This is a genomic window from Algoriphagus resistens (genome assembly GCF_001442615.1).
Taxonomy (GTDB): Bacteria; Bacteroidota; Bacteroidia; order Cytophagales; family Cyclobacteriaceae; genus Algoriphagus; species Algoriphagus resistens.
Genome location: NZ_LMXN01000003.1, coordinates 251,047 through 273,329, shown reverse-complemented (window position 1 = coordinate 273,329; position 22,283 = coordinate 251,047). Strand labels below are relative to the sequence as shown.

General features: G+C 42.6%; 18 protein-coding genes. 12 read left to right on the top strand and 6 right to left on the bottom strand.

The genetic code is table 11. The features are described 5' to 3' along the window. Positions 1-34 precede the first annotated feature (34 nt). The gene (locus tag AS141_RS07440; RefSeq protein WP_057937013.1) at positions 35-790 is read left to right on the top strand and encodes a ZIP family metal transporter; all 756 of its coding nucleotides are present in this window, start codon (positions 35-37) and stop codon (positions 788-790) included. Positions 791-845: 55 nt separating this feature from the next. Here the strand turns inward: AS141_RS07440 and AS141_RS07435 are convergent, their stop codons facing one another. After that, complete coding sequence (locus AS141_RS07435) at positions 846-1,757, bottom strand: DUF4350 domain-containing protein (protein WP_057937012.1); 912 nt, start codon at positions 1,755-1,757, stop codon at positions 846-848. 243 nt (positions 1,758-2,000) lie between these two features. Here AS141_RS07435 and AS141_RS07430 point away from each other — a divergent pair, with 243 nt between their 5' ends. The 7 genes from AS141_RS07430 to AS141_RS07400 all read left to right on the top strand — a co-directional run bounded on the left by AS141_RS07430 (position 2,001) and on the right by AS141_RS07400 (position 10,750). Beyond that, on the top strand, positions 2,001-2,264 hold the full coding sequence (locus AS141_RS07430; RefSeq protein WP_057937011.1) for a DUF4212 domain-containing protein: 264 nt from the start codon (positions 2,001-2,003) through the stop codon (positions 2,262-2,264). A 19-nt stretch (positions 2,265-2,283) separates the two neighbouring features. Further along, the gene (locus tag AS141_RS07425; RefSeq protein WP_057937010.1) at positions 2,284-3,969 is read left to right on the top strand and encodes a sodium:solute symporter family protein; all 1,686 of its coding nucleotides are present in this window, start codon (positions 2,284-2,286) and stop codon (positions 3,967-3,969) included. A 49-nt stretch (positions 3,970-4,018) separates the two neighbouring features. Next, positions 4,019-5,911: an acetate--CoA ligase gene (acs, locus tag AS141_RS07420; RefSeq protein WP_057937009.1), complete on the top strand. Its 1,893-nt coding sequence runs from the start codon at positions 4,019-4,021 to the stop codon at positions 5,909-5,911. 348 nt (positions 5,912-6,259) lie between these two features. Then, the gene (locus AS141_RS07415; protein WP_057937008.1) at positions 6,260-8,206 is read left to right on the top strand and encodes a DUF294 nucleotidyltransferase-like domain-containing protein; all 1,947 of its coding nucleotides are present in this window, start codon (positions 6,260-6,262) and stop codon (positions 8,204-8,206) included. Continuing rightward, complete coding sequence (locus AS141_RS07410) at positions 8,203-8,874, top strand: 3'-5' exonuclease (RefSeq protein ID WP_057937007.1); 672 nt, start codon at positions 8,203-8,205, stop codon at positions 8,872-8,874. Before AS141_RS07415 ends, AS141_RS07410 begins: the two co-directional genes overlap by 4 nt. 129 nt (positions 8,875-9,003) lie before the next feature. Further along, positions 9,004-10,248, top strand: a complete 1,245-nt coding sequence (locus AS141_RS07405; RefSeq protein ID WP_057937006.1) for an LGFP repeat-containing protein — start codon at positions 9,004-9,006, stop codon at positions 10,246-10,248. Positions 10,249-10,261: 13 nt separating this feature from the next. Next, positions 10,262-10,750, top strand: a complete 489-nt coding sequence (locus AS141_RS07400; RefSeq protein WP_057937005.1) for a HEAT repeat domain-containing protein — start codon at positions 10,262-10,264, stop codon at positions 10,748-10,750. A gap of 44 nt (positions 10,751-10,794) precedes the next feature. On the opposite strand, the gene AS141_RS07395 is transcribed toward AS141_RS07400, so the two are convergent. Continuing rightward, positions 10,795-12,195 carry a DUF4403 family protein gene (locus tag AS141_RS07395; protein WP_082632217.1) on the bottom strand — a complete coding sequence of 467 codons (1,401 nt, stop codon included), beginning with the start codon at positions 12,193-12,195 and terminating at the stop codon, positions 10,795-10,797. Between the two features lie 71 nt (positions 12,196-12,266). Between AS141_RS07395 and ytxJ the strand changes: the two genes are divergently transcribed. The 3 genes from ytxJ to AS141_RS07380 all read left to right on the top strand — a co-directional run bounded on the left by ytxJ (position 12,267) and on the right by AS141_RS07380 (position 16,778). Then, a complete protein-coding gene (ytxJ, locus tag AS141_RS07390; protein ID WP_057937237.1) occupies positions 12,267-12,602 on the top strand; it encodes a bacillithiol system redox-active protein YtxJ in 336 nt (111 codons plus the stop codon). Between the two features lie 127 nt (positions 12,603-12,729). Next, entirely contained in the window at positions 12,730-15,585 is a 2,856-nt protein-coding gene (locus AS141_RS07385; protein WP_057937236.1) for a TonB-dependent receptor, read from the top strand. A gap of 197 nt (positions 15,586-15,782) precedes the next feature. Further along, positions 15,783-16,778, top strand: coding sequence for a BF3164 family lipoprotein (locus AS141_RS07380; protein WP_057937003.1), 996 nt, complete (start codon positions 15,783-15,785; stop codon positions 16,776-16,778). 59 nt (positions 16,779-16,837) lie between these two features. Here AS141_RS07380 and AS141_RS07375 read toward each other — a convergent pair whose 3' ends face one another. After that, the gene (locus AS141_RS07375; RefSeq protein ID WP_057937002.1) at positions 16,838-17,404 is read right to left on the bottom strand and encodes a fasciclin domain-containing protein; all 567 of its coding nucleotides are present in this window, start codon (positions 17,402-17,404) and stop codon (positions 16,838-16,840) included. Positions 17,405-17,611: 207 nt separating this feature from the next. On the opposite strand from AS141_RS07375, the gene pheS reads away from it, so the two are divergent. Beyond that, positions 17,612-18,640, top strand: a complete 1,029-nt coding sequence (gene pheS / locus AS141_RS07370; protein WP_057937001.1) for a phenylalanine--tRNA ligase subunit alpha — start codon at positions 17,612-17,614, stop codon at positions 18,638-18,640. A 264-nt stretch (positions 18,641-18,904) separates the two neighbouring features. On the opposite strand, the gene AS141_RS07365 is transcribed toward pheS, so the two are convergent. The 3 genes from AS141_RS07365 to AS141_RS07355 all read right to left on the bottom strand — a co-directional run bounded on the left by AS141_RS07365 (position 18,905) and on the right by AS141_RS07355 (position 22,168). After that, a complete protein-coding gene (locus tag AS141_RS07365) occupies positions 18,905-20,257 on the bottom strand; it encodes an FAD-dependent oxidoreductase (RefSeq protein ID WP_057937235.1) in 1,353 nt (450 codons plus the stop codon). A 25-nt stretch (positions 20,258-20,282) separates the two neighbouring features. Beyond that, positions 20,283-21,560, bottom strand: a complete 1,278-nt coding sequence (kynU, locus tag AS141_RS07360; protein ID WP_057937000.1) for a kynureninase — start codon at positions 21,558-21,560, stop codon at positions 20,283-20,285. A gap of 95 nt (positions 21,561-21,655) precedes the next feature. After that, positions 21,656-22,168 (bottom strand): 3-hydroxyanthranilate 3,4-dioxygenase, encoded by a 513-nt coding sequence (locus tag AS141_RS07355; RefSeq protein WP_057936999.1) that lies wholly within the window; start codon positions 22,166-22,168, stop codon positions 21,656-21,658. Between the last annotated feature and the right edge of the window lie 115 nt (positions 22,169-22,283).

The window sequence follows — 22,283 nt, the reverse complement described above, 5'->3', positions numbered from 1 at the left end:
TTCCCCTTTTCACCTGGAAAAATAGCTTAGGTCGATGGAATTTAAATTTTTACTTCTTTTTCTCACCGCCATGATCGCAGGATCGATGGTTTTTTTTGCCCCGCAATTTAGAGAGAAATACTTTCGGCTTGTGTTGGTATTTGCTGGATCTTATCTATTCTCGATTACAATCCTTCATATTTTACCTGAGCTATTTGACAGTGGATTTAACAGTAAAAGAATGGGGTTATACATTCTGATTGGATTTCTGCTTCAGCAATTGCTGGAATTTTGGTCTAGCGGTATCGAGCATGGCCATATTCATACACATGAACATCAGGGAAGCAAAGCCATGACCACTGTCATGCTCGGCTTATTTATTCATGCATTTCTCGAAGGGACCTTACTTTCACATGGAGATTTGATGGATCAGGGAGCGCATGCCCTTGGCCATACGCATAATAGTAAAACTATATTACTCGGTATTCTCCTGCACAAGGGACCTGCAGCTTTTGCGTTGGCAGCTGTACTTTCCAGTAGTTTGAGCAAGAAAGCAACATTGGTTTTATTGACTCTTTTTGCTTTGGCTTCGCCACTTGGCATGCTATCCAGTTCATTTTTGTTTGAAAGAGGATTGCTTGAAAAACAAGGGATAGGGATTCTGTACGGCTTGGTGGCTGGAGGATTTCTCCATATTTCTACGACTATCTTTTTTGAAAGCAGCCCCCACCACAAGTTCCAGCTGAATAAGTTATTGGTAAGCTTTTTTGCAGCTGGGCTCGCGATTCTGTCGGAATTTTTTATGCAGTGATTTGAATCTGCCTAGCTACATAAGCGTGTAAAATCCAAATTTTGCCTTCGGATTATCAATCAAGTTTGCCATCAAGCCAATGGATAATGTTAAGCAGGAATTGAATGTTTTGAAAGGCACTTTTTTGATTCATTCCTACTTTATGGCTGCCCTGAAGTTGTGCGGTGAACATAGCCGCTTCACCAAATAGGACTATTCTCCCTTCTCCGTAGTTCATGTAAGCTCCCTGGACTAGGTTATCCGCTGAAATTGTAGGTGTATCCTTCTCAAATTGCCAAGCTGTTTGCGGCATTTTCAACTCATATTTGGAATCAAGAACTACTATAGGGGTAGCATCTTTGGGGATTTCAAAAGCTTGACCGGTAAAAGTTTGCACGGATGTGACGGTTTCCTTTTCATCTCTACCTTTTGTAATGACGTTCTCGATTAGCCCATTTCCAGGTGAAAAAATAGCTTTATTACCTCCTTTTTTCATGGCGAAGCCATTGTAAAATTTGAAACCAAAGGATGCTGCCAAACTTTCTGCAGCACCTGGAAAAGGCATGTGGTCAGCAATTAAAAAAAGAGAGCCTCCCTCTTTGACCCATCCATTCACTGCCTCAATTTCAGTATCCGTAAATGCAGGCGGGGTTGGCAGGCTCCAGTTCTCAAGATTTGAAGCATTCAAGGCGTTCGCGACCACAAGGATTTTTCCTTTTCCGAGCTGTTCACTTGAAAAGGGTTCTATTGATGCCTTTACAACGTATCCATCTTTCTCCAGTACATGGGCAAATGTGCTAAACCTCCCGTCTAATGTATGAAAGTTGCTATGGGCTTCATCCAGTAAAAGAATTGGACCTTGTCCTTTTTTATACTGGGGGTTTTCGATTACAGGATTGAATGCTTTATCTGAAAGCTGCTGTGACCAGCCCGTCGCTGAAAATAGGAGTGCAACTAGGGTGAGCAATAGGGTATGGTGTTTTAGCATCGCTTACTTAAGAAATGGGGTTGCAGATTTTACATGAAGATGTAGCAATATACAGCCTTGAAGACTTGTCATTCGGGCTAAATGGCATGAATCTAAAAATAGGTCCGATCAAAAAAATAAAATTGTGTGAAAAACCCTTGGAGCATTAAAATTTCGCCTAATTGTTCCAATATATCTTGCATTCCTAAGCTGGTATTCACTAGTTTCAAGGGATAATTATGTTCTAATCCTAAACCCTGACCAATGCCTTCCCAAAATGAAAAAATGAAAGCTTACTGGAGGAAAAACCTCCAAACCCTTTTTATCCTGTTACTAGTTTGGTTTGCCGTCTCTTTCGGTTGCGGAATTCTTTTCGTAGATCAACTCAATGAAATTAGGCTTGGTGGATATAAACTAGGTTTCTGGTTTGCACAGCAGGGATCCATTTTCGCTTTCGTGATCCTGATTTTTGTCTATGTGGCCAGAATGAACCGGCTAGACAGGGAATTTGATGTAGATGAGGAATAATTTTTTAAACTAAAAAACTATGGAAATTTTAACCTGGACCTACATTCTAGTAGGGATTTCATTTGCACTTTATATTGGAATAGCTATCTGGTCCCGTGCCGGATCTACTCAGGAATTTTATGTAGCCGGTGGCGGAGTCTCTCCCTTGGCCAATGGCATGGCGACTGCTGCGGACTGGATGTCGGCTGCCTCCTTTATCTCGATGGCAGGAATTATTTCCTTTGCGGGATACGATGGCTCTGTTTATCTCATGGGTTGGACAGGAGGCTATGTGTTGTTGGCTCTTTTACTTGCCCCTTACCTTCGCAAATTCGGCAAATTCACTGTTCCGGATTTTGTGGGCGACCGATATTACTCCAATACCGCTAAAGTTGTAGCTGTGATCTGTGCTTTATTTATCTCCTTTACTTACGTGGCGGGGCAAATGCGAGGTGTTGGAATTGTATTTTCCAGATACTTGGAAGTACCCATAGAATGGGGTGTGGTGATAGGAATGTGTATTGTATTCTTCTACGCGGTACTCGGTGGCATGAAAGGAATTACTTACACACAAGTAGCCCAATACTGCGTGTTGATTTTTGCCTATATGGTGCCTGCGATTTTCATTTCCATGCAGTTGACAGGCAATCCTATTCCCCAGCTTGGATTGGGAGGTGAAGTAGCTGACGGAACGCCACTTCTGGATAAACTGGATGGGGTACTCGCCGAGCTGGGCTTTGCTGCTTACACTTCAGGAAGAAAAAGCATCACTGACATCTTTATGATCACCTTGGCTTTGATGGTGGGTACGGCTGGGTTACCGCATGTGATCGTTCGTTTTTTCACGGTTCCAAGAGTGAAAGATGCCCGGCTTTCCGCCGGATATGCGTTGGTATTTATCGCTATTCTTTACACCACCGCTCCTGCTATTGCTGCTTTTGGGATGTACAATGCAATAGATAGTACTTCTGAGAAGAATATTTCCGGGCTGCCGGAATGGATAAGCACTTGGCAGAAAACCAATCTGATCAGTGTGGAGGATAAAAACGGTGACGGGAAAGTGCAGTACGTAGCTGATCCTGTAGCAAATGAACTCACTATTGACAGAGATATCATGGTGCTGGCAAGTCCAGAAATCGCCCAACTTCCAAATTGGGTGGTGGGCTTAGTGGCTGCCGGAGCAATGGCTGCCGCTTTATCGACAGCGGCCGGTCTGTTGCTGGTGATCTCCACTTCGGTTTCCAGAGACCTTTTCAAAACATTTAAACCTGAAATTTCGGAGAAAAGAGAGCTGAGGATAGCACGAATTGCAGCTGCCGGAGCAGTACTTTTGGCAGGCTATTTCGGGGTGAACCCTCCGGGTTTCGTTGCCCAAGTGGTTGCTTTTGCTTTTGGCTTGGCTGCGGCCTCCTTCTTCCCTGTCATTATCATGGGGATTTTCTCTTCCCGTATCAATAAAGAAGGGGCCATATCCGGAATGATTACCGGCTTGGTTTTTACTATTGGCTATATCATTTACTTTAAATTTATTAGCCCAGAAACCAATAATGCAGAATATTGGTGGTTTGGTGTGTCTCCGGAGGGAATAGGATCCATAGGAATGATTCTTAATTTCATCGTATGCGTGACAATTTCCAAATTTACCCCAGCTCCGCCCCAAGCCGTGCAGGATATGGTACAGGAAATAAGAATTCCCCGTGGTGCAGGTAAGGCACAGGATCATTAAATTAGAGCATATTTTACCGAGAATTTGAAAATAATAAACCAAGATTACCATGAGTGATAGAATACATACCCTCAGTGGGTACCTCTATGAATACCAAAAAAGTGTAACGCAACCAGAAGAATTCTGGGCTAGAATTGCGGATTCATTCCACTGGAGAAAACGCTGGTCAAAGGTATTGAAATGGAACTTTGAAGAGGCGGATGTAAAGTGGTTTTTAGATGGTAAACTCAATATCACAGAAAATATTTTTGAACGTCACCTGTTTACCATCGGTGATCGTCCGGCTATTATCTGGGAGGCAAATGACCCCAATGAAGAAGGAAGAACACTAACCTATCGAGCTCTTTTTTATGAAGTGAATCGTTTTGCGAACGCACTCAAAAGTAAGGGTATAGGCAAAGGCGACAAGGTAATCATCTACATGCCGATGGTGCCTGAGGCTGCTATTGCCATGCTTGCCTGTGCTAGAATCGGTGCAATTCACTCTGTAGTTTTTGCTGGCTTTTCCAGCTCTGCATTGGCCGATAGAGTCGTTGATTGTGGAGCCAAGGCAATTTTGACTTCGGACGGAAATTTCCGGGGGAATAAAAAAATAGCAGTGAAAGCTGTAGTGGATGAAGCATTGGAGAAAAGCACAGTGGAAACAGTAATCGTCTATGAACGCACCAAGCAGGAAGTGACAATGAAAGAGGGGCGGGATTTCTGGTGGCATGAGGTGATAGCAAGGGAATCTGAGCAATGCGTAGCTGAAGAAATGGATAGTGAGGATATGCTGTTTATTCTTTACACCTCCGGTTCTACCGGAAAGCCAAAGGGTGTAGTTCATACTACGGGAGGGTACATGGTATATTCGCAGTACTCCTTTGATAATGTTTTCCAGTATTCGGAAGGAGATGTTTATTGGTGCACAGCCGATGTAGGATGGATTACCGGGCATTCCTATATAGTGTATGGACCATTGCTTGCCGGAGCTACCACACTGATGTTTGAGGGTGTCCCTACTTTTCCTGATGCAGGGAGATTTTGGGCTGTTGTGGAAAAACATAAAGTAAATGTATTCTATACTGCGCCCACTGCTATCCGGGCATTGCAGGCTTATGGTACTGATCCTATAACTAACTATGACCTGAGTTCTCTAAAAGTATTGGGGTCGGTAGGTGAACCGATTAATGAAGAAGCCTGGCATTGGTACCACACGCACATCGGAAAGAACAAATGCCCTATCGTCGATACCTGGTGGCAGACAGAAACCGGAGGAATCATGGTTTCTCCAATTGCGGGCATCACTCCTACCAAACCTGCCTACGCAACCTTGCCGCTTCCAGGAGTGCAGCTCTGCATCGTGGATCCTGAAGGAAATGAGCTTACAGGAAATTCAGTGGAGGGGAATCTGTGCATCAAGTTTCCTTGGCCTGGAATGATCAGGACTACCTATGGAGATCATGAGCGATGTAAGCAGACCTATTTTTCCACTTACAAGGGAATGTATTTCACCGGTGATGGAGTAAAGCGCGACCATGATGGTTATTATAGGATCCTCGGCCGGGTGGATGATGTGATCAATGTCTCTGGGCATAGAATGGGTACTGCAGAAGTGGAAAACGCGATCAATGAACACCCAAAAGTCATCGAGTCGGCTGTAGTGGGCTATCCACATGAAGTGAAGGGACAGGGTATTTATGCTTACGTGATCGCCGATTTGACTAACCGTACAGAAGATAACCTGATCAATGAGATCAAAGAAATGGTTTCCAAAATCATTGGCCCAATTGCAAAGCCTGATAAAATCCAGCTTGTACCTGGTCTACCGAAGACCCGGTCTGGTAAGATCATGCGTAGAATTCTTCGTAAAGTAGCAGAGGGATCTCTCGATAATATGGGGGACACCAGCACTCTTTTAGATCCGGATGTGGTGACGAAGATTATTGAAGGGAAAAAGTAACTATAGAAAAGAAGAGTCAAGATCTTTGAATCAAGGTCTTGACTCTTTAGCTATTAATCTTTTGGTGAGGAATCCTCTGCTTCCTCAACTAGTTGAATTGAAGAGAGTATAGAATCGGGGGAGTCCATTTCTTGTTTGTAAGAGTTGTGGATTCCGACCATAAAGGCTACTATCAGAGCCCAAATGAGGCGTCTGAAATAGCGCAGAATTCGAGTTGTGAACCTCATAATCCTTAAGCTTTGTTTCGCCGCTTCAAAAGTCTAGCCTTTACTGAAAATTAGCCATATTGTCAGTATTTATAGAAGTAATCACCCCGTATGTCATTGATAATCTGACTCTCCATCGCAAATGGCCAATGTAATAGTCAACAGAGTAGCTGAGTTTCTCAGGCGATTTCCTCCCTTCTCTTTTTTAGGGAAGGAGGAATTAGAAGAAATTTCAAGCGCTGTAGAAATCCAATTTTTAGAAAAAGGGGAAACTCTTTTCAAACAAGGCGACGCCCCCCAGGCCCATTTTTTTATCTTAAAGGAGGGTGAAATACATCTTACAGAAAGCAAGGCATCCGGAGAGGAAGTAAAAGAATATTTAGACGAAGGAGATGTATTTGGTGTATTGGCTCTTTTGGGTAAAAGAGCTTACGTCTTAAATGCGCGAATCAGTCAGAATAGTCTTATTTATGCTATTCCAGTCCAGGTTTTTGAAGAAATACTAGCTACTAATAACCGCGTGGCACTTTACTTCGCTGCTGGGTTTGCCTCTGGACAGGTAGTCGTTCGACAGGATTTATCCCAAGGACAGAAAGCCCGGGGAGCACTAAAAAATGAATCAAGAGAGAACTCTTTGCTTATTTTCTCGGATCAGTCTGAGGTGAAAATTTCTGATAAAGTTCTCACCTGTGACTCTTCCAATACAGTTCAGGAAGCTGCCCAGCTAATGGTGGATGCGGACGTTAGTAGCATAGTAATCGTGGATGATAGTTTTAGGCCTACTGGCATAATCACTGACAAAGACCTACGCTCTAAAATCCTGGCAAAAGCGCTTCCTCTGTCCACCACCGTATCGGAAGTCATGACTTCTCCCGTGATCACGCGCAAGAAGGACGCTGGTTTTTCAGATCTTTACCTTACGATGATCAAAAACCGGCTTCATCACCTGATACTCACCGAGGATGGCTCAGATCAATCGAATGTCTGTGGAATAATCTCAGATCATGATGTTCTTGTTTCCATGGGCAATAGTCCGGCAGTGCTCATTCATGGCTTGTTGAATACTCAGGAAGTAAAAGAAATCAGGGCTATCAGGGAGCGGGCAAGCAAGATGCTGGCATATTATCTGGAAAATGAGGTGGCCATGGATTTCGTGGCTTCCATCATGACCGAAATCAATGATGTGATTATTCAGCAGGCAATTAAAATTTCTGAAAAATCTCTGGCCGGACTATATCCAGAAATGCAGTCTGTACGATACTGTTTTTTGACTTTGGGAAGTGAGGGACGTGAAGAACAACTACTCAGAACGGATCAGGACAATGCTCTGATTTATGAAAATGTCGCGGAGGGACTTAGGATAAAAGCAGCTGAATACTTTTTGAAACTGGGAACTGCAGTGGTCGAGATCCTCATTGCGTGCGGATTTGCACCATGTCCAGGAGAGATCATGGCCAGCAATCCCAAATGGGTACAGCCCGTAGCTCAATGGGAAAAATATTTTGCCAGTTGGATTTTGACTCCTACCCCGGAAGCTTTGATCTCTGCCTCAATCTTTTTTGATTTTCGGGCAATCAGCGGAAGCAAAAGCCTATCGGAAGAGTTGAGTTTGTTTATCTATGATTCACTGAAGAAAAAGCCTGTTTTTCTAAATTTCCTGGCGCAAAATACTCTTGCTACACCTCCTCCTTTGGGATTTTTCAGGAATTTTGTGGTGGAAAAATCCGGAGAGCACAGAGATCAGTTTGACATCAAAGCCAGAGCTATCCGGCCCTTGGTTGATCTGGCACGATTGCTTACCTTAAGCCATGCCATTATCGGTATCAACAATACGTTTAAGCGATTTGAACGCTTGGCTGAACTGGAACCCAATTACAAAGAACTATTCAGCGAAGCAGCAAAAGCATTTGAGATCCTCATTAGAATAAGGGCGATAGAAGGGATGAAAACCGGGAATGATGGAAGATTTATCGATCCCGAATCTCTTGGGAAACTTCAGAGGCAATTGCTTAAAAACACGTTTGTGCCTATCGATGAGCTTCAGGATATTGTGAAGGTACGTTTTCAGCTAGACCATTTCGGACAATGACCTGGTGGCCATTTTCGCAATCAAAAAGAATGCTTCCTGATTTTGCTAAAGAATATCTGGCAAGAAACGAATTGCATATCCCTGCTATCCGGGCGCTAAATCAGTTGGATTTTGTAGTACTTGATACTGAGACCACCGGACTTGATACGAATAATGATTCCATAGTGTCATTTGGTGCAGTGAAAATTTCCAATGAGAGAATTCTAGTCCGTTCCGCAGTAGAATGGTATCCGGAATCCAATCAAAGTCTTAAACAATCGCCTTTGATCCATGGCCTTGTGGAGAGAAAGAATCAGCTCCCTAAGTCGCTTTTTATAAAGCAGGTGCTGGAATACATCTCCAATGCTATTCTGGTTGGGCACCATCTGGGCTTTGACTTGGACATGCTATTACAAAGCACAAAAGACTATGGGTTGACCCAATTCAAAAACCCGATCATCGACACCATGAATTTGGCGATCCGACTAGACCATGGGCCACAAACAAACCTTAGCCATATTCAGGTGAAAAATTATAGTCTGGATGCCTTGTGCGAGCGTTTTAAGATCCCGCTCGACGATCGTCATACTGCTGCGGGGGATGCGCATCTTACAGCTTTACTTTTTCTGAAATTAGTGAAAATTGCAGAGGCAAAAGGGATAAAGACCTATGCCCAACTCATTCGCTAATAGTTCTTGCCAGAAAAAATTTATCAATAATTGAATTCCGCCAAAGCAAAATTCATAAAACCCTTTTTTACAGGAAGTTAAGGGTAAATTTGAGTGATACTTTTATTTTCACTTTAAACTTTTAATTCAATGGCAAAACTCACAATTGACCCAAAGGTAACTTTGAAAAAAGATATCAATGTGGAGCTTCTCAAAGAGCTGCAAATTTTGCGGGCTCATCCCATTACAGTCAAGTATTGGGCTTTGGGAGGAGCTAGCGGTTGGCTCGGAACAAACATTACTCCGATTAATACCTGTCCGGATGGAATAGGCAGATATCAGCATTATGTAAATGGCTCGATTTATTATCACCCATCTATTGGGGCGCATGAAGTCCACGGGCTTATTCGGGCCAGATGGCAATCCTTAGGTTGGGAAAAAAGCTTCTTGGGCTATCCATTGACAGATGAATCTACCTGTCCGGACGGAATTGGCAGGTATAATCATTTCCAGGGAGGGAGCATCTATTGGAGCCCGTCTTCGGGAGCTTGGGAAGTACACGGAGCAATACGAGCAAAGTATTCCAGCATGGGTTGGGAAAAAAGTTTTCTCCGCTATCCTCTGACCAATGAAAGCACCTGTCCGGACGGAGTAGGTCGATATAATCATTTCCAAGGAGGCAGTATCTACTGGACACCGAGTACCGGAGCACATGAAGTTCATGGTGCTATCCGTTCTCATTGGGCTTCTATGGGATGGGAAAAGAGTACGTTGGGATATCCTACATCAGATGAGTTGGTAGTTTTTGGTGGAGCAGGCCGAATTTCTCACTTTCAGAAGGGTAGCATCTATTGGTCACCGACTGCTGGTGTGAGGGTTTTGAAAGAGCGCGTACGGGTGCATGTGAAAATTTTAGAAACACCAACCTCTTTTACTATCAACGAACAGTTTGCGGCGATGCAGGAAGTATATGCTGTGGCTGGAGTGAGAGTAGATTGCGCATCTACAGAAAACCTTAATTTACCTACCCTCAAGGATGTGGATGTGGGAGGCTGTACCATGGGGTCAGTTTCTGCTGAGCAAGTGAGTCTGTTTGGCCATAGGAATTTCGTAGGAGCGAATGACGTGGTTGTGTATTATGTACGAAGTACGGTACCAGGCTATAATGGATGTGCAGCTCATCCTTCTGGAAGACCGGGCTGTGTAGTGGTACGCTCGGCAAGCCGATGGACGCTCGGCCACGAATTTGGTCACGTATTGGGAATTCATCATGTAAATAATAATAACCGTCTGATGACCGGAAACGGAACCTTCAACATTACAAACCCTCCCCCAGACCTAACTTCTGGTGAATCCACCACAATGCGTAATTCAACTTTAACAACCCCACTCTAAACTGAAAAAAATCATGGCAAAGTCAAACGGTAATACAGCAGTGCAGGATTATGATGCACAGGAGCTCCTTGCCTTTCTCAGACAAGATGAGCTGGACTATCCGGCCGGCGCAAAGAAATTTGGCTCAGCAGCTCTTCCTTTCTTGGCGGAATTGGTTCAGGGAGGTGACGAAAATTTATCAATTAAAGCAGCCTACTTGGTAGGTTATATAGATGATGAAGCAGGAGACAATATTCTGGAAATGGCTGCAGAAAAAGGCAGCGCTCCGATTAGAATTGCTGCAGCTTTCGGCGCACAAAAGCGAAATGCAAAAACAGCCGAATCCATCTTGAATAAGTCCCTGGATGATAACGATCCTTCCGTGGTCAAGTTTGCGTTGAGATCAGCATCGGCAATGAAGATGGGCAATACTTTCAAATCCAAAATTGACAGGATTTCTAAATCATTCCTGAATGATGAAATCAAATCAGAGGCACTGAACGCTTTAAAAAAAATGAAATAAACTAAACCAACAAATCTGAAGGGCTATCATTTCGATAGCCTTTCTCATTTCCAGACTGCATCCACTTTCCCACTAGCCTTCATATGGATAACTAATTCTTTTGCCATTGGATAAAATCCTGAAGGTTCAATTGTAAGGTTAGCGACTTTCAAATCCACAATCGGAGTACTTAATCCCAGGCGATTAGTGATACTTCCAAAGCTCTCTTCTAGTACGTCGCCGATTGGAAAAATAGCTTTGCGTTCTACCCGACGGATAATTTTACGTTTTTTCAGACCAACTCCCGCCTGTGCACCGAAGTTTCCACTTTCCATTCTGAAATTCACATCCTCAAAAATCAGATTTTGGGAAGTCGCATCATATTCTGGTTTGCCGACGATAAACAATGTTCCATTCAGTTTTTTTCCGTTATTCTGTTTGGCGGTGAAATCTAGGTTAATTGCCAATAGGTCGCCAAAAGCTTGAGTTTTAATGCGACTTGGAGTCATGGTCGTTTTCTTATCCACCCTAAATTCCTTCCCTTCCAGATTCTCTTTGAGGAGTTCATCGAGTGTAGCATAAGTTACTGTCAAGGGTATAAGCATCTCAAATTCATTCTCTGGATTTTCATTCGGGCTGAGTCCTGGAAGTGGAAAAGCGCGGGATGGAGCAGCATTAGCTGGATGGGAATTCACTTTTCCTTCCATTCCGAGCCAGAGATTATAATTCTCATTCCCATCAAAAAACTCTCGGAGTTTTATTTGCTGAGGTTGAATGGAAAAAGCAGTTTTTCCTCCTATCCATTCAATAGAAAAAGGTTTACCTACTTGGGCCCAGGCAAGGTCTGTCACTGTTTTTAAACTTGCTAGCTCCTTTCCTCCAGCTAGATTTTCGCCTCCCCATTTTCTTAATTCCTTGCTCAATATGCCAGTGAGATCCACTTGCATACCCAAAACTTCAACAGTTAGATTTCCGCCTAAATCCAGTAATTCGAAGCTTTCCGATTCAATACCCCAGTTGGCATTAATCACTGGATTAATCACAAAAACAGGTGAAAAATTCTCATTGAGAGGTAATTTGGACTGAAATAAACTTCCTAAGCCTTTTGGCTTTAAGCCTATTTCCCCCATAACATTAATCGGGACGGTAAGCTGAATTCGTTGGCTATCTAACGCTGACCACGTGATTTTGCCGTTCCTTTTCAGTTGTAAATCACCTGTAATACCACTGCCCATATCCAAGCCCTTTTCCTGAAGTAAAACCTGAGGGGTTTGCCCGTTTAATAACTTGCTTAAAGTTTCTTTGGGGATGGTTAAGGGCATATTCACACCAGCAATGGCGGGAGGCGGTGGAGTGGAGCCGGAATTGACTGATGGATTAATACTTTTGCAGGAAAAGAAAACAAGACCTATAAAAACAATAGATGTTGGAAAATTTATAAATCGCCTAAGGAACTGTATTTTCATAAGTTAAGTTTGGTTTTCGATGGCTGATAATACAGCTACAACTATTGCCCCAAAAATATAAAATCAAGGAAATGAATTGGAATAAACTCACTGAAGCGATCCAAATACAAGAAATCAAGACACTCAGTGCAGATAAACCTGTACTAATATTCAAGCATAGTACCCGATGTTCCATCAGTAGTATGTCTTTGGATCGCTTGAGCAGAAAGTGGAAAACCGAGGACGAAGATAAAATAACCCCTTACTATTTGGATCTGATAACACACCGGGATTTATCGGATTTGGTAGCCAGAGAGTTCCGTGTTCCTCATGAATCCCCGCAGGTATTGTTGGTGAAAAACGGCCAGGCAGTCTATGACAATAGCCATTTTGGCATTTCCTATGCTGAGCTAATGGACAAAATTTAGTTTATCTGATTTTTAAATGGTTTTTATACCTTTTATCCGCCTAAACATCCACTCTTGTTTTTTCCCCAGATGCCGAGTAAACCTTTGATCCTGTCTTGTGGTCAAAGTAGTAGAAATTTACATCGGCATGAAGAAAAACTACTCTTTTATTTTCCTGATTTTTAGCTTATTAATCGGCGTATCAGCCTTTGGACAACGGCCTACGGGGCAAGACCGACCAGAACGTAAATTCACGGGTACAGTGATGGATGGGAGCACCAAGAGCCCAATGGTGGGAGCAAACATACTCATAAAGACTGTCACCGACTCACTTTTAGCCGGCACAGTGACCGATGCCAAGGGTCGGTTTGAAATTGCGAGGCCTAGAATTCCTTCTGTAAAAATTGAAGTCAAATTCATAGGATATGAAACGATATCCAAAACCCATACTGGCAGAGAGCCTGTTGAGCTCGGAGTATTGACACTAGAGGAAGATGCCCAGGTACTCGGAGAGGTCGTCATAGAAGGCCAAAACCAACTAGGTGAAATGAGAGGTGATACTACTTCATTCAATGCCAATGCTTTTAAGACCAGGGAAAATGGAATGGCCGAAGATCTAATTGGAAAGCTTCCTGGTGTTACTATCCAAAACGGCGAAGTTCAGGCACAGGGTGAAGCAGTGCAAAAAGTCTTGGTAGATGGACGCGAATTCTTTGGTTCTGATCCTAACATCGCCTTGCGAAATCTTCCTGCTGATGCAATTGATCGTGTAGAAGTATTGGATCAGAAGTCGGATCAAAGCCGATTGACGGGCTTTGATGATGGAACTTACACGAAGACAATTAATATCATTTTGAGAGAAGACAGGAAAAATGGTCAGTTTGGCAGGGCATACGCTGGTTATGGAACGGATGACAGGTACAATGCCGGAGGAAGTGTAAACTTATTTAGCGGAGACAGACGGGTTTCTATCCTAGGGCTGTTCAACAATATAAACCAACAGAACTTCTCCAGTGATGATCTTGCCGGGGTTAATGCAAATGCATCAGGTGGTGGTAGAGGCCGTGGAGGTTTTGGTGGCGGAAACAGGAATTTCTATGGAGGAAATGACATTGGTTCTATTACGACCAATGCAATGGGACTCAACTACAGCGACAAATGGGGTTCTAAGGTCAATTTTACGGGAAGTTACTTTTTCAATAATACACAGAACACGTTAAGGCAAATCACCAACCGCCAAACAGTAATCAATGAAAGCACCACACAGAATTATCAAGAAAATCTGATCAATTCTGTGGAAAACTTCAATCACCGGGCGAATGCACGGATCGAAGCTGATCTGAATGACAAAAATTCCTTGATTATTACGCCAAATATCTCTTTCCGATCAGGTAATACATTTAGTGACAGAGATGCATTGACTTTGGCAAATGATATGGATTCGCTTTCCGCACTCCGTTCTATTACAGAAGCGCAATCAAATTCTTATAGTATCGGAAACAACGTGACTTATCGGTATAAGTTTGATAAAAAAGGGAGGACTTTCTCCACAGATATCAATACATCCTGGAGTAATAGCGAAGAAGATTCCGAGCTTTCTGGAGCCAGTGTGGATTATCAAAAAAACCAATTAGACACAACGCTGCAAGAAACGAACCTAGTCTCCAAAGGCTTTAACTACAGAGTAAATGCAACGTTGACTGAGCCTATTGGTGAAAAATCCATTGTGACCGTCGGCTATCAGGTCGGCAATAACAAAACTGATTCCGATCAGAAGACCAGAGTGCTCAATGATGAAAATATCCCTGTTTTAGACACGGCTTTGAGTAATGAATTTAACAATAAATTCATCACTCAAAGATTAAGAACTGGCTATGCTTACAATAGTCAAGGGTGGAATTTGAGTGCCAATTTGGACTATCAATATGCTAAACTGGATAATGAAGCTTTTTTTCCTACAGAAGGTGTTTTCGTACGGGACTTCAACAATATCCTACCAAGCGCTAGCATCAGCTATAGAAATAGGGAATCTGGTATGAACTTCCGACTGAGATATAGAACTGACACAGACGAACCTTCTGTCAGCCAGCTTCAAAATGTGGTAAACAACCAAAATCCGCTCAATCTAAGCGTAGGTAACCCGAGCTTGGCCCAAAGCTTTGAAAATAGCATTTTTGCAAATATTGGTAAGTTCAACATGGAGAAAAACCGCACCTTCTTCGTGTTTGCCAACATCTCAACGACCAAAAATGCGATCGGGACCAGTACATATATTGCCTCACAGGATACGCTCATCAATAATGAAATTTTGCTGCGTCCAGGAGGGCAGATTTCACAGCCGGTCAATCTGGATGGGAACTTTAGAGGGAACATGTTTATGAATTACGGGGCTCCATTAAAAGGAATTAAAACCAATATCAACTTAAACACACGGGTAGGATTCAACAGGACTCCTGGCCTCATAAATGGCGAGAAAAATATCAATGACAATATTAATCTTGGACAGGGAATCACCTTTACTTCTAACATCAGCAAGGATTTTGACTTTACCATCAGTACAACTGGAACGTACACAATCGTGAATTCCAGCTTGCAGGAAAACCTAGAAAATAACTACTACATCCAAGAGTCCAATCTTCGGCTCTATTATTCTCCAAACGGTGGAAAACTTTTCATAGGTAATACTGTCAACAACAGCTTGTATCGCGGACTTTCGGAAGGATTTGATCAGTCCGTATGGCTTTGGAACATGGAAGCTGGTTACAGATTTACTAAAAACAACAAGGCCGAACTGAAAGTTGTAATTTTCGATTTGCTCAATCAGAACAATAGCATCACCCGTACCATCTCTGATGTATCCGTATCGGATGTTTATACCAATGTCCTAACACGCTATGGCTTACTTACCTTCACCTATATCTTAGGCAATTTCAAACAACCAGAGAATGAGGGTGGCCAGATGCCGTGGAGAGGTGGTCCTCCAAGAGGAGGAAGAACGTGGTAACCCCCCTTATACAAGCCTTGAATTAAAAGTTATATGGCTTAAAAAGTGGACTGCAAAAATTTCAGTACGCTTTTTATTGCTGCATTACTAAATTTTAGTAATTTAACTACAATGGCTGCGCTATGAGGTTTTTATTCCCAATCCATCTATTTATTTTTCTTTTTTCTTGTACATCTGAACGAGAGAATAAGTCCACAATGGCAATAGAAATTACTGATTTTGAGGAGATCAAACTTAGTTCTGAAAAGCACTATTTCGATGAGATAATTAATGCTTCAAGTTTGGCACTTCAAGGTGATAAGATACTGATAAGCGAATACCACAACGTGCCTGAGGAATATCCTCGGATGCATATTATAAATTCCAGTAATTGGACTTATAACAAATCCAAAGGAAGGTATGGGAAAGGTCCTTTGGAAATAGTTGATCCTCAAATTATTGTTTCAAAAGACAGAGACAATTTTTTGGTATATGACTTTAATAATAGAAAGATCTCGACTTTCTCATTTCATGACACCACCCTTTTGGCCAGTAGTGACCGGAAAATCGTAGATCCAAAAATGGGTCCCGTAAGATTAGTTTTAGCCTCTAAGGGAAATTATTTGGGAGTTCCAAAAGAGAGCGAAAACAAAATATTGGAGTTTGATCCTGAGGGAAAGCTGATTGGCACTTATGGGGAATTTGAAACATTAGAAGAAAATCCAGAACTAACAAAACTTCAAATCAGTCTTCTGAACGGTGGACGCTTCCATGGAAATCAGCAAAATGGGATTTATGTGAGAGCAAGCGTATACCGAGATCTTCTGGAAATATTCGACTACAGGACCAAAAGATTTTTCTCCGTTATTGGTCCGGAAAGCAAGCTGCCGGAATTTGAATATCACCAATCTGCTTTTGGCGGCATGATGAGTTTTGCTCTTGACGAACCTACTAAATATCAAGCAATTGCTGTATCCGAACGATATATTTTTGTGCTGTACTCTGGATATTCTCATTTGGACTACGTTAATTCTGGATTATCTGCTAAAGAAGTCCGGATATTTGATTTAAAAGGAAATCCTAAATGGAGGCTGACATTGGACAGGTCAATCTCAGAACTGGCCATCAACGAACAAACCAATGAAATCTATGGGCTGACTACAGATGAAGATCCGGGGATAGCGGTATTTCAGATTCCAGAAGAGCTTTTATAGAAAATCAAAAAAGCCAATCCCTACTGGAACCGGCTTAGTAATTGGGTAACAAGAAAGGATTACATTTTTGGAAGAACCACTGTATCTACGGAGTGGATTACGCCATTTGATTGCCATACATCGGCGATAGTCACCTTGGACTCTCCGCCATTTTCATCCGTGATGTAAAGATCCTTACCTTTCATCCAAGCAGTCAATTTTGCGCCCTGAACGGTAGTTAGTTCAGCTTTTCCGTCTCCTTTTTTGATCGCAGCGGCGATTTCCTTTGAGCCCATTTTACCTGGGACTACATGATATGTCAAGACCGCCTGTAATTGGGCTTTATTTTCTGGCTTTAAAAGGGTTTCGACAGTTCCTGCAGGAAGTTTCTCGAATGCCATGTTATCAGGAGCAAATACCGTGAAAGGGCCGGTTCCCTGAAGAGTTTCTACCAAACCAGCAGCTTTCACTGCTGCCACCAGTGTTGTGTGATCTTTAGAGTTCACTGCATTTTCTATGATGTTTTTCGTAGGGTACATTTCTGCTCCACCTACCATCTTTGTTTTTTCCAGTTGAGCAAAAGCTAAGTTTGCCGAAAGAAAAATAAAGGCTGCAAAAGCCACTTTGAAGAAATTTTGAATGTTCATGATCCTGTTAGTTTGATATTTTTTGGTTTCTTATTTTGGGAGAGATACGTTTACCTCTTGGAAGTTGGATTGCGTGCATTACGAAATAATTTCTGCTTTATAGCACCGGGCTACCTTTACTCACTTGTGATTAGCGTATTCCCTAAGCCTTTTCTACCCAAAAAACCTCAAAAGCATTAGCTTTGTGGCTTGATTAACAAGTAAGTGATGTACCAGGAAAAAATCGATTCTATTAAAGCCGCTATTACAGCCGCCGATGCTACAAATCCGGAGGAGTTGGAGTCCTACAGAATGGAGTATATCTCCAAAAAGTCTGTGGTGGGGGCACTTTTTGCCGATATGGGAAAAATTCCCAATGAGGAGAAAAAGGCTTATGGACAATTGGTAAATGGTGTAAAACAGCTCGCTGAGGCTAAATTCCAAGAACTGATCGAAAAAGTCAGTCAAGTGAATAAAAAGTCAAAATCTGCCGGTATAGATCTAACACTTCCTCCTTCCAACCAAAGCCTGGGAGGAATTCACCCCTTGACTGCTGCCAGACAGCGGATTATAGAGATTTTCGAGCGTATTGGATTCAACCTTTCTGAAGGGCCCGAAATTGAGGACGATTGGCATAATTTCACCGCGCTGAATTTCCCTGAAAATCATCCTGCCCGTGAAATGCAGGATACGTTTTTCATTGAGAAGAACCCCGATATTGCACTAAGAACACATACTTCTTCGGTACAGGTGCGGGTAATGGAGAACCAGAAACCTCCCATTCGTACACTGTCTCCGGGAAGAGTCTATAGAAATGAAGCAATTTCAGCCCGCGCACATTGTATTTTCCACCAGGTGGAGGGACTGTATGTGGATGAGAACGTAGGCTTTGCTGATTTGAAAAATACACTTTATCACTTTGCCAAAGAGATGTTTGGAAAGGACACCAAAGTGCGTTTCAGACCATCATATTTTCCATTTACCGAGCCAAGTGCAGAAATCGATATCACTTGTCTAATCTGTGGCGGTAAAGGCTGCAATGTCTGCAAAGGCAGCGGATGGGTAGAGATCGGCGGTTCGGGGATGGTAGATCCCAATGTGTTGGAAAACTGTGGGATTGATTCTAAAAAGTATACAGGATTTGCCTTTGGAATGGGTATCGAACGCATCGCTATGCTGAAATACCAGATCAAAGATCTTCGTCTATTCACCGAGAATGATGTGAGGTTCCTGAGGCAGTTTAGGGCACTAGTATAAAAATCAAAGGCGTTGAGAAATCGGCGCCTTTTTTATGTGAGTTTTTACCGCAGTACGTGGAGTTTTTATCACCTACTTCTTTTGAAGCTGGATTTTCCCATCCAACAACATGGTCATAGGTTCAGAACAACTCTTTGGATTCAATAGCACGCTATGTTTTGGCGATTTATTAAAAACAAATACCGGCAAGTGTATCCAAAAGTAGGCTAGCCTATAAGTTAGGCTCTCCTGCGAAGCCTTCGTGTCCTCGGGGTTAAAACAGGATTAAACCGCCTTTGCTGTTTCCATTTTATAAATAATGTCTTCGTAGTCGAGTTTATTCCAGTTCTCGGTGATCAAAGGATCAGCCATTACACGGTCCATTATCGCTTCCTGTAGCTTGCCTTGTATATAAGCTTCTGAGTACCGCATATCCGAGAAAGTCACCATGGAATACAAAGGAATCCAGTCATTGGGATACAATTCGTATAATTTTGCCTCGATTTTCTTTCGAAGGATAAACTTAGGGTCGGCCACAGAATCTTTCATTTCTTCAAAATTCTCCATTGCCAATTGACAGATAGCATCGGTATCTACCTTTCTTTTCTTCTGGAATTTCTCAAAAACCAAATCCCAGGAATTGGTCCCGAACTTATCTATTAAACTATTCAAAATAGAGCAGTCTTCAAAACCGCAGTTCATGCCCTGCCCATAGAAAGGAACCATTGCATGACTGGCATCTCCCATGAGTAAGCTGCTGCCCTGAACCCATGGAAAGCATTCCACGTTGATCAAAGCCGAAGTGGGATTGGCAAAAAACTCAGCTTTGATATCAGGCATCAGTTGATACGCATCGTCAAAGTAGTTGGAAAATAAGATTTCAAGATCATTCTCGTCATTGATCTTGTCAAAGCAGACTTTAGAGTTACTGTGTGGCAAAAACAATGTGCAGGTGAAAGTTCTATCTGGATTTGGAAGTGCGATCAGCATAAATTTGCCTCTTGGCCAGATATGGAGTGCATTTGGATCCATGGCAAATTCACCGGCTGAAGTGGCTGGTATCGTCAGTTCCTTGTATTCGTGCGTGATGTATTCCTGTTTGTAGTTGAACCTGATTTGCTTTTGCATAGCAAGTCTAAGTGCGGAATATGCCCCGTCAGCTCCAAAAAGGACCGGTGCTAAGACCTTTTTTTCCCCGCTAAGAGTCTGGAAGCTGATCTCCTGATTGCGGAAATCTACATCGGTGCACTTGTGCTCAAAGTTGAAATGCACGCCCAAGCGTTCTCCTTCCTCTACAAGTAGCTGATTAAATTTCCCTCTTGAAAGGGAATAAATAGCTTGATTTTCTTTTCCGTAGGAAATAAACGTAGTGCCGCCATGCTCATCATGAATCTTGCGCCCATACATAGGAATAGCCAGGGGCATTACTTTTTCTTTCAGCCCAACTTCCTCCAAGCTCTTCCACCCACGATGGCTCAAAGCCATATTGATGGATCTTTTGCCTTCTTCGAAAGTTGATTTGCGCTTGTCAGGTCTCTTGTCATAGACTTCAACTTCCAGCCCCTGCCGCTTCAGATATATAGCCATTAGCGAACCGATAAGTCCGGCTCCCAATACGGTAACTTGATTCTTTTCCATTTGGATTGTTTTATCCACGCTTCCTTTAAGCGAATTTCTTCAGAGATTGTTCCAAAATCTGTGCAAAACGGAACACATCTAGGAAGCTGTTATAGAGCGGAGTGGGTGCCAGACGGATCACGTTTGGATTTCGCCAGTCGCCTACAACTCCTTGTTTATACCATTCATCGAATACATCCTTGCCTCCGCGATGAATGTGCAAAGATAACTGACAACCTCTTTCCGCAGGATTTTTAGGGGTAATAATTTCCAAAACTCCGGATTTTCCACTGATTTTCTCAACCAAATAAGCCAAATATGCGGTGAGCTGTTCTGATTTTTGTCTCAAATTTATCATTCCTGCTTCGAGAAAAATATCCAACGATGCCTGATGAACTGCCAGTCCAAGGATATCAGAATTGGAAAGCTGCCATCCATCAGCCCCGTGCATCGGCACAAAACCTTTTTCCATCTTAAAGCGCTGCTCCTGATCATGACCCCACCAGCCTGCAAAGCGGTTCATATCTGCCCGCTCTGCAAATCGCTCATGTACGAATACACCTGAAACATTGCCAGGACCTGAATTCATATATTTATAGCTGCACCAGGTAGCAAAATCCACGTTCCAATCGTGCAGATTTAAAGGCACATTGCCTGCAGCATGCGCCAGATCAAATCCGGCATACGCCCCCACTTCGTGAGCTGCAGCCGTTATGGCTTTCATATCAAAAACCTGGCCCGTGTAATACTGGAGACCTGCCATATTCACCATTGCCAGCGAAGTTCCTTGCTTTCTTATTTCTGCTAAAATATCAACTGTGCGAAGCGTATGCTCACCCTCTCTCGGCTTGAGCTCAACGATAGCATCTTCGGGCTTTAATCCATGAAACTTCACCTGAGTTTCCAACATGTATTGGTCAGATGGAAATGCTCCAGCCTCTACGATGATCTTATATCGATCGTTGGTCGGATGATAAAATGAAACCATTAACAGATGGAGATTTACCGATAGATTATTCATGGCCACTACCTCATGCTCATGCGCTCCAACGATCTCTGAAAGTGCGGGCTTTGACTTTTGCTTTGCAAAAAACCAGGCATCTTCTCCATGAAAATGTCCATCTACTCCCATTTCTGCCCAATTTGTCAATTCCTTAGCGATGTAATCACCGGCTGATTTTGGCTGGAGTCCCAGGGAATTTCCGCAAAAATAAATGGCATCTTTTCCATCAATCTTTGGAAAAAGAAAGCGATCCCGGAAGTGTTTGAGAGGATCTTTCTCATCCATTTCACTGGCAAACTCGGATGAATACTGGTAGTTCATTTTTTGAAATATAAAGTCGTCATAAAAACTTAAGGAAATGCGAAGCGCTTATTTTTAAGCCTTACTACTCACTGCCATGTTATTACCTTACAATTTTACTTCTCCATTACTGTCCCGCAATTTTTGCAGGTGAAATGCGCAGGGTCGCCCCAAAATCGCTGTTGTACTGGAGGAAGCTGCTTGACAATGTCTGTAACTTCAAAAAATTCTTCATAAAGTTTCTCTCCACAATTCTCGCAATGCCAGATAAATCCGTCCTTTTCCCCTACTCTTCTGTAGCGTTCGATCACCAGTCCGATTGTATCGGCAGGTCGGCGAGGGGAATGGGGGACTTTAGCCGGAAGTAGGAATATTTCACCTTCCCGGATTGGAATATCCTTTGGCTTTCCGTCTTCAATAACTTTCAAGATTATATCGCCTTCTAGCTGATAAAAGAACTCCTCACCTTCGTTAGAATGGTAGTCTTTTCGGGAGTTTGGTCCGCCTACTACCATTACAATAAAATCATCATTCCCTTTGTAAACCTGCTGATTCCCAATTGGTGGCTTGAGAAGAGGTCTATTTTCGTCTATCCATTTTTTAAAGTTGAAAGGTTGAGCTAAGGCCATATCGCTTATTTATCTGGTGAAATTGAAAATCTTTCCGAAGATTAACTAACTGTAATCCTCCCTAAAAGTATTAAAAAACGTACGCTTTTTTGGCTTACTTTGTCCTAACCTCTAA

Excerpts from the sequence above, each read along its gene's own strand:
- AS141_RS07415 (WP_057937008.1), top strand. The coding sequence starts at position 6,260 with ATGGCCAATGTAATAGTCAACAGAGTAGCTGAGTTTCTCAGGCGATTT.
- kynU (WP_057937000.1), bottom strand. The coding sequence starts at position 21,560 with ATGAACTACCAGTATTCATCCGAGTTTGCCAGTGAAATGGATGAGAAA.
- pheS (WP_057937001.1), top strand. The coding sequence starts at position 17,612 with ATGTACCAGGAAAAAATCGATTCTATTAAAGCCGCTATTACAGCCGCC.
- AS141_RS07365 (WP_057937235.1), bottom strand. The coding sequence starts at position 20,257 with ATGGAAAAGAATCAAGTTACCGTATTGGGAGCCGGACTTATCGGTTCG.
- AS141_RS07380 (WP_057937003.1), top strand. The coding sequence starts at position 15,783 with ATGGCAATAGAAATTACTGATTTTGAGGAGATCAAACTTAGTTCTGAA.
- AS141_RS07440 (WP_057937013.1), top strand. The coding sequence starts at position 35 with ATGGAATTTAAATTTTTACTTCTTTTTCTCACCGCCATGATCGCAGGA.
- ytxJ (WP_057937237.1), top strand. The coding sequence starts at position 12,267 with ATGAATTGGAATAAACTCACTGAAGCGATCCAAATACAAGAAATCAAG.
- AS141_RS07430 (WP_057937011.1), top strand. The coding sequence starts at position 2,001 with ATGCCTTCCCAAAATGAAAAAATGAAAGCTTACTGGAGGAAAAACCTC.
- acs (WP_057937009.1), top strand. The coding sequence starts at position 4,019 with ATGAGTGATAGAATACATACCCTCAGTGGGTACCTCTATGAATACCAA.
- AS141_RS07375 (WP_057937002.1), bottom strand. The coding sequence starts at position 17,404 with ATGAACATTCAAAATTTCTTCAAAGTGGCTTTTGCAGCCTTTATTTTT.
- AS141_RS07400 (WP_057937005.1), top strand. The coding sequence starts at position 10,262 with ATGGCAAAGTCAAACGGTAATACAGCAGTGCAGGATTATGATGCACAG.
- AS141_RS07435 (WP_057937012.1), bottom strand. The coding sequence starts at position 1,757 with ATGCTAAAACACCATACCCTATTGCTCACCCTAGTTGCACTCCTATTT.
- AS141_RS07355 (WP_057936999.1), bottom strand. The coding sequence starts at position 22,168 with ATGGCCTTAGCTCAACCTTTCAACTTTAAAAAATGGATAGACGAAAAT.
- AS141_RS07425 (WP_057937010.1), top strand. The coding sequence starts at position 2,284 with ATGGAAATTTTAACCTGGACCTACATTCTAGTAGGGATTTCATTTGCA.
- AS141_RS07385 (WP_057937236.1), top strand. The coding sequence starts at position 12,730 with ATGAAGAAAAACTACTCTTTTATTTTCCTGATTTTTAGCTTATTAATC.
- AS141_RS07410 (WP_057937007.1), top strand. The coding sequence starts at position 8,203 with ATGACCTGGTGGCCATTTTCGCAATCAAAAAGAATGCTTCCTGATTTT.
- AS141_RS07405 (WP_057937006.1), top strand. The coding sequence starts at position 9,004 with ATGGCAAAACTCACAATTGACCCAAAGGTAACTTTGAAAAAAGATATC.
- AS141_RS07395 (WP_082632217.1), bottom strand. The coding sequence starts at position 12,195 with ATGAAAATACAGTTCCTTAGGCGATTTATAAATTTTCCAACATCTATT.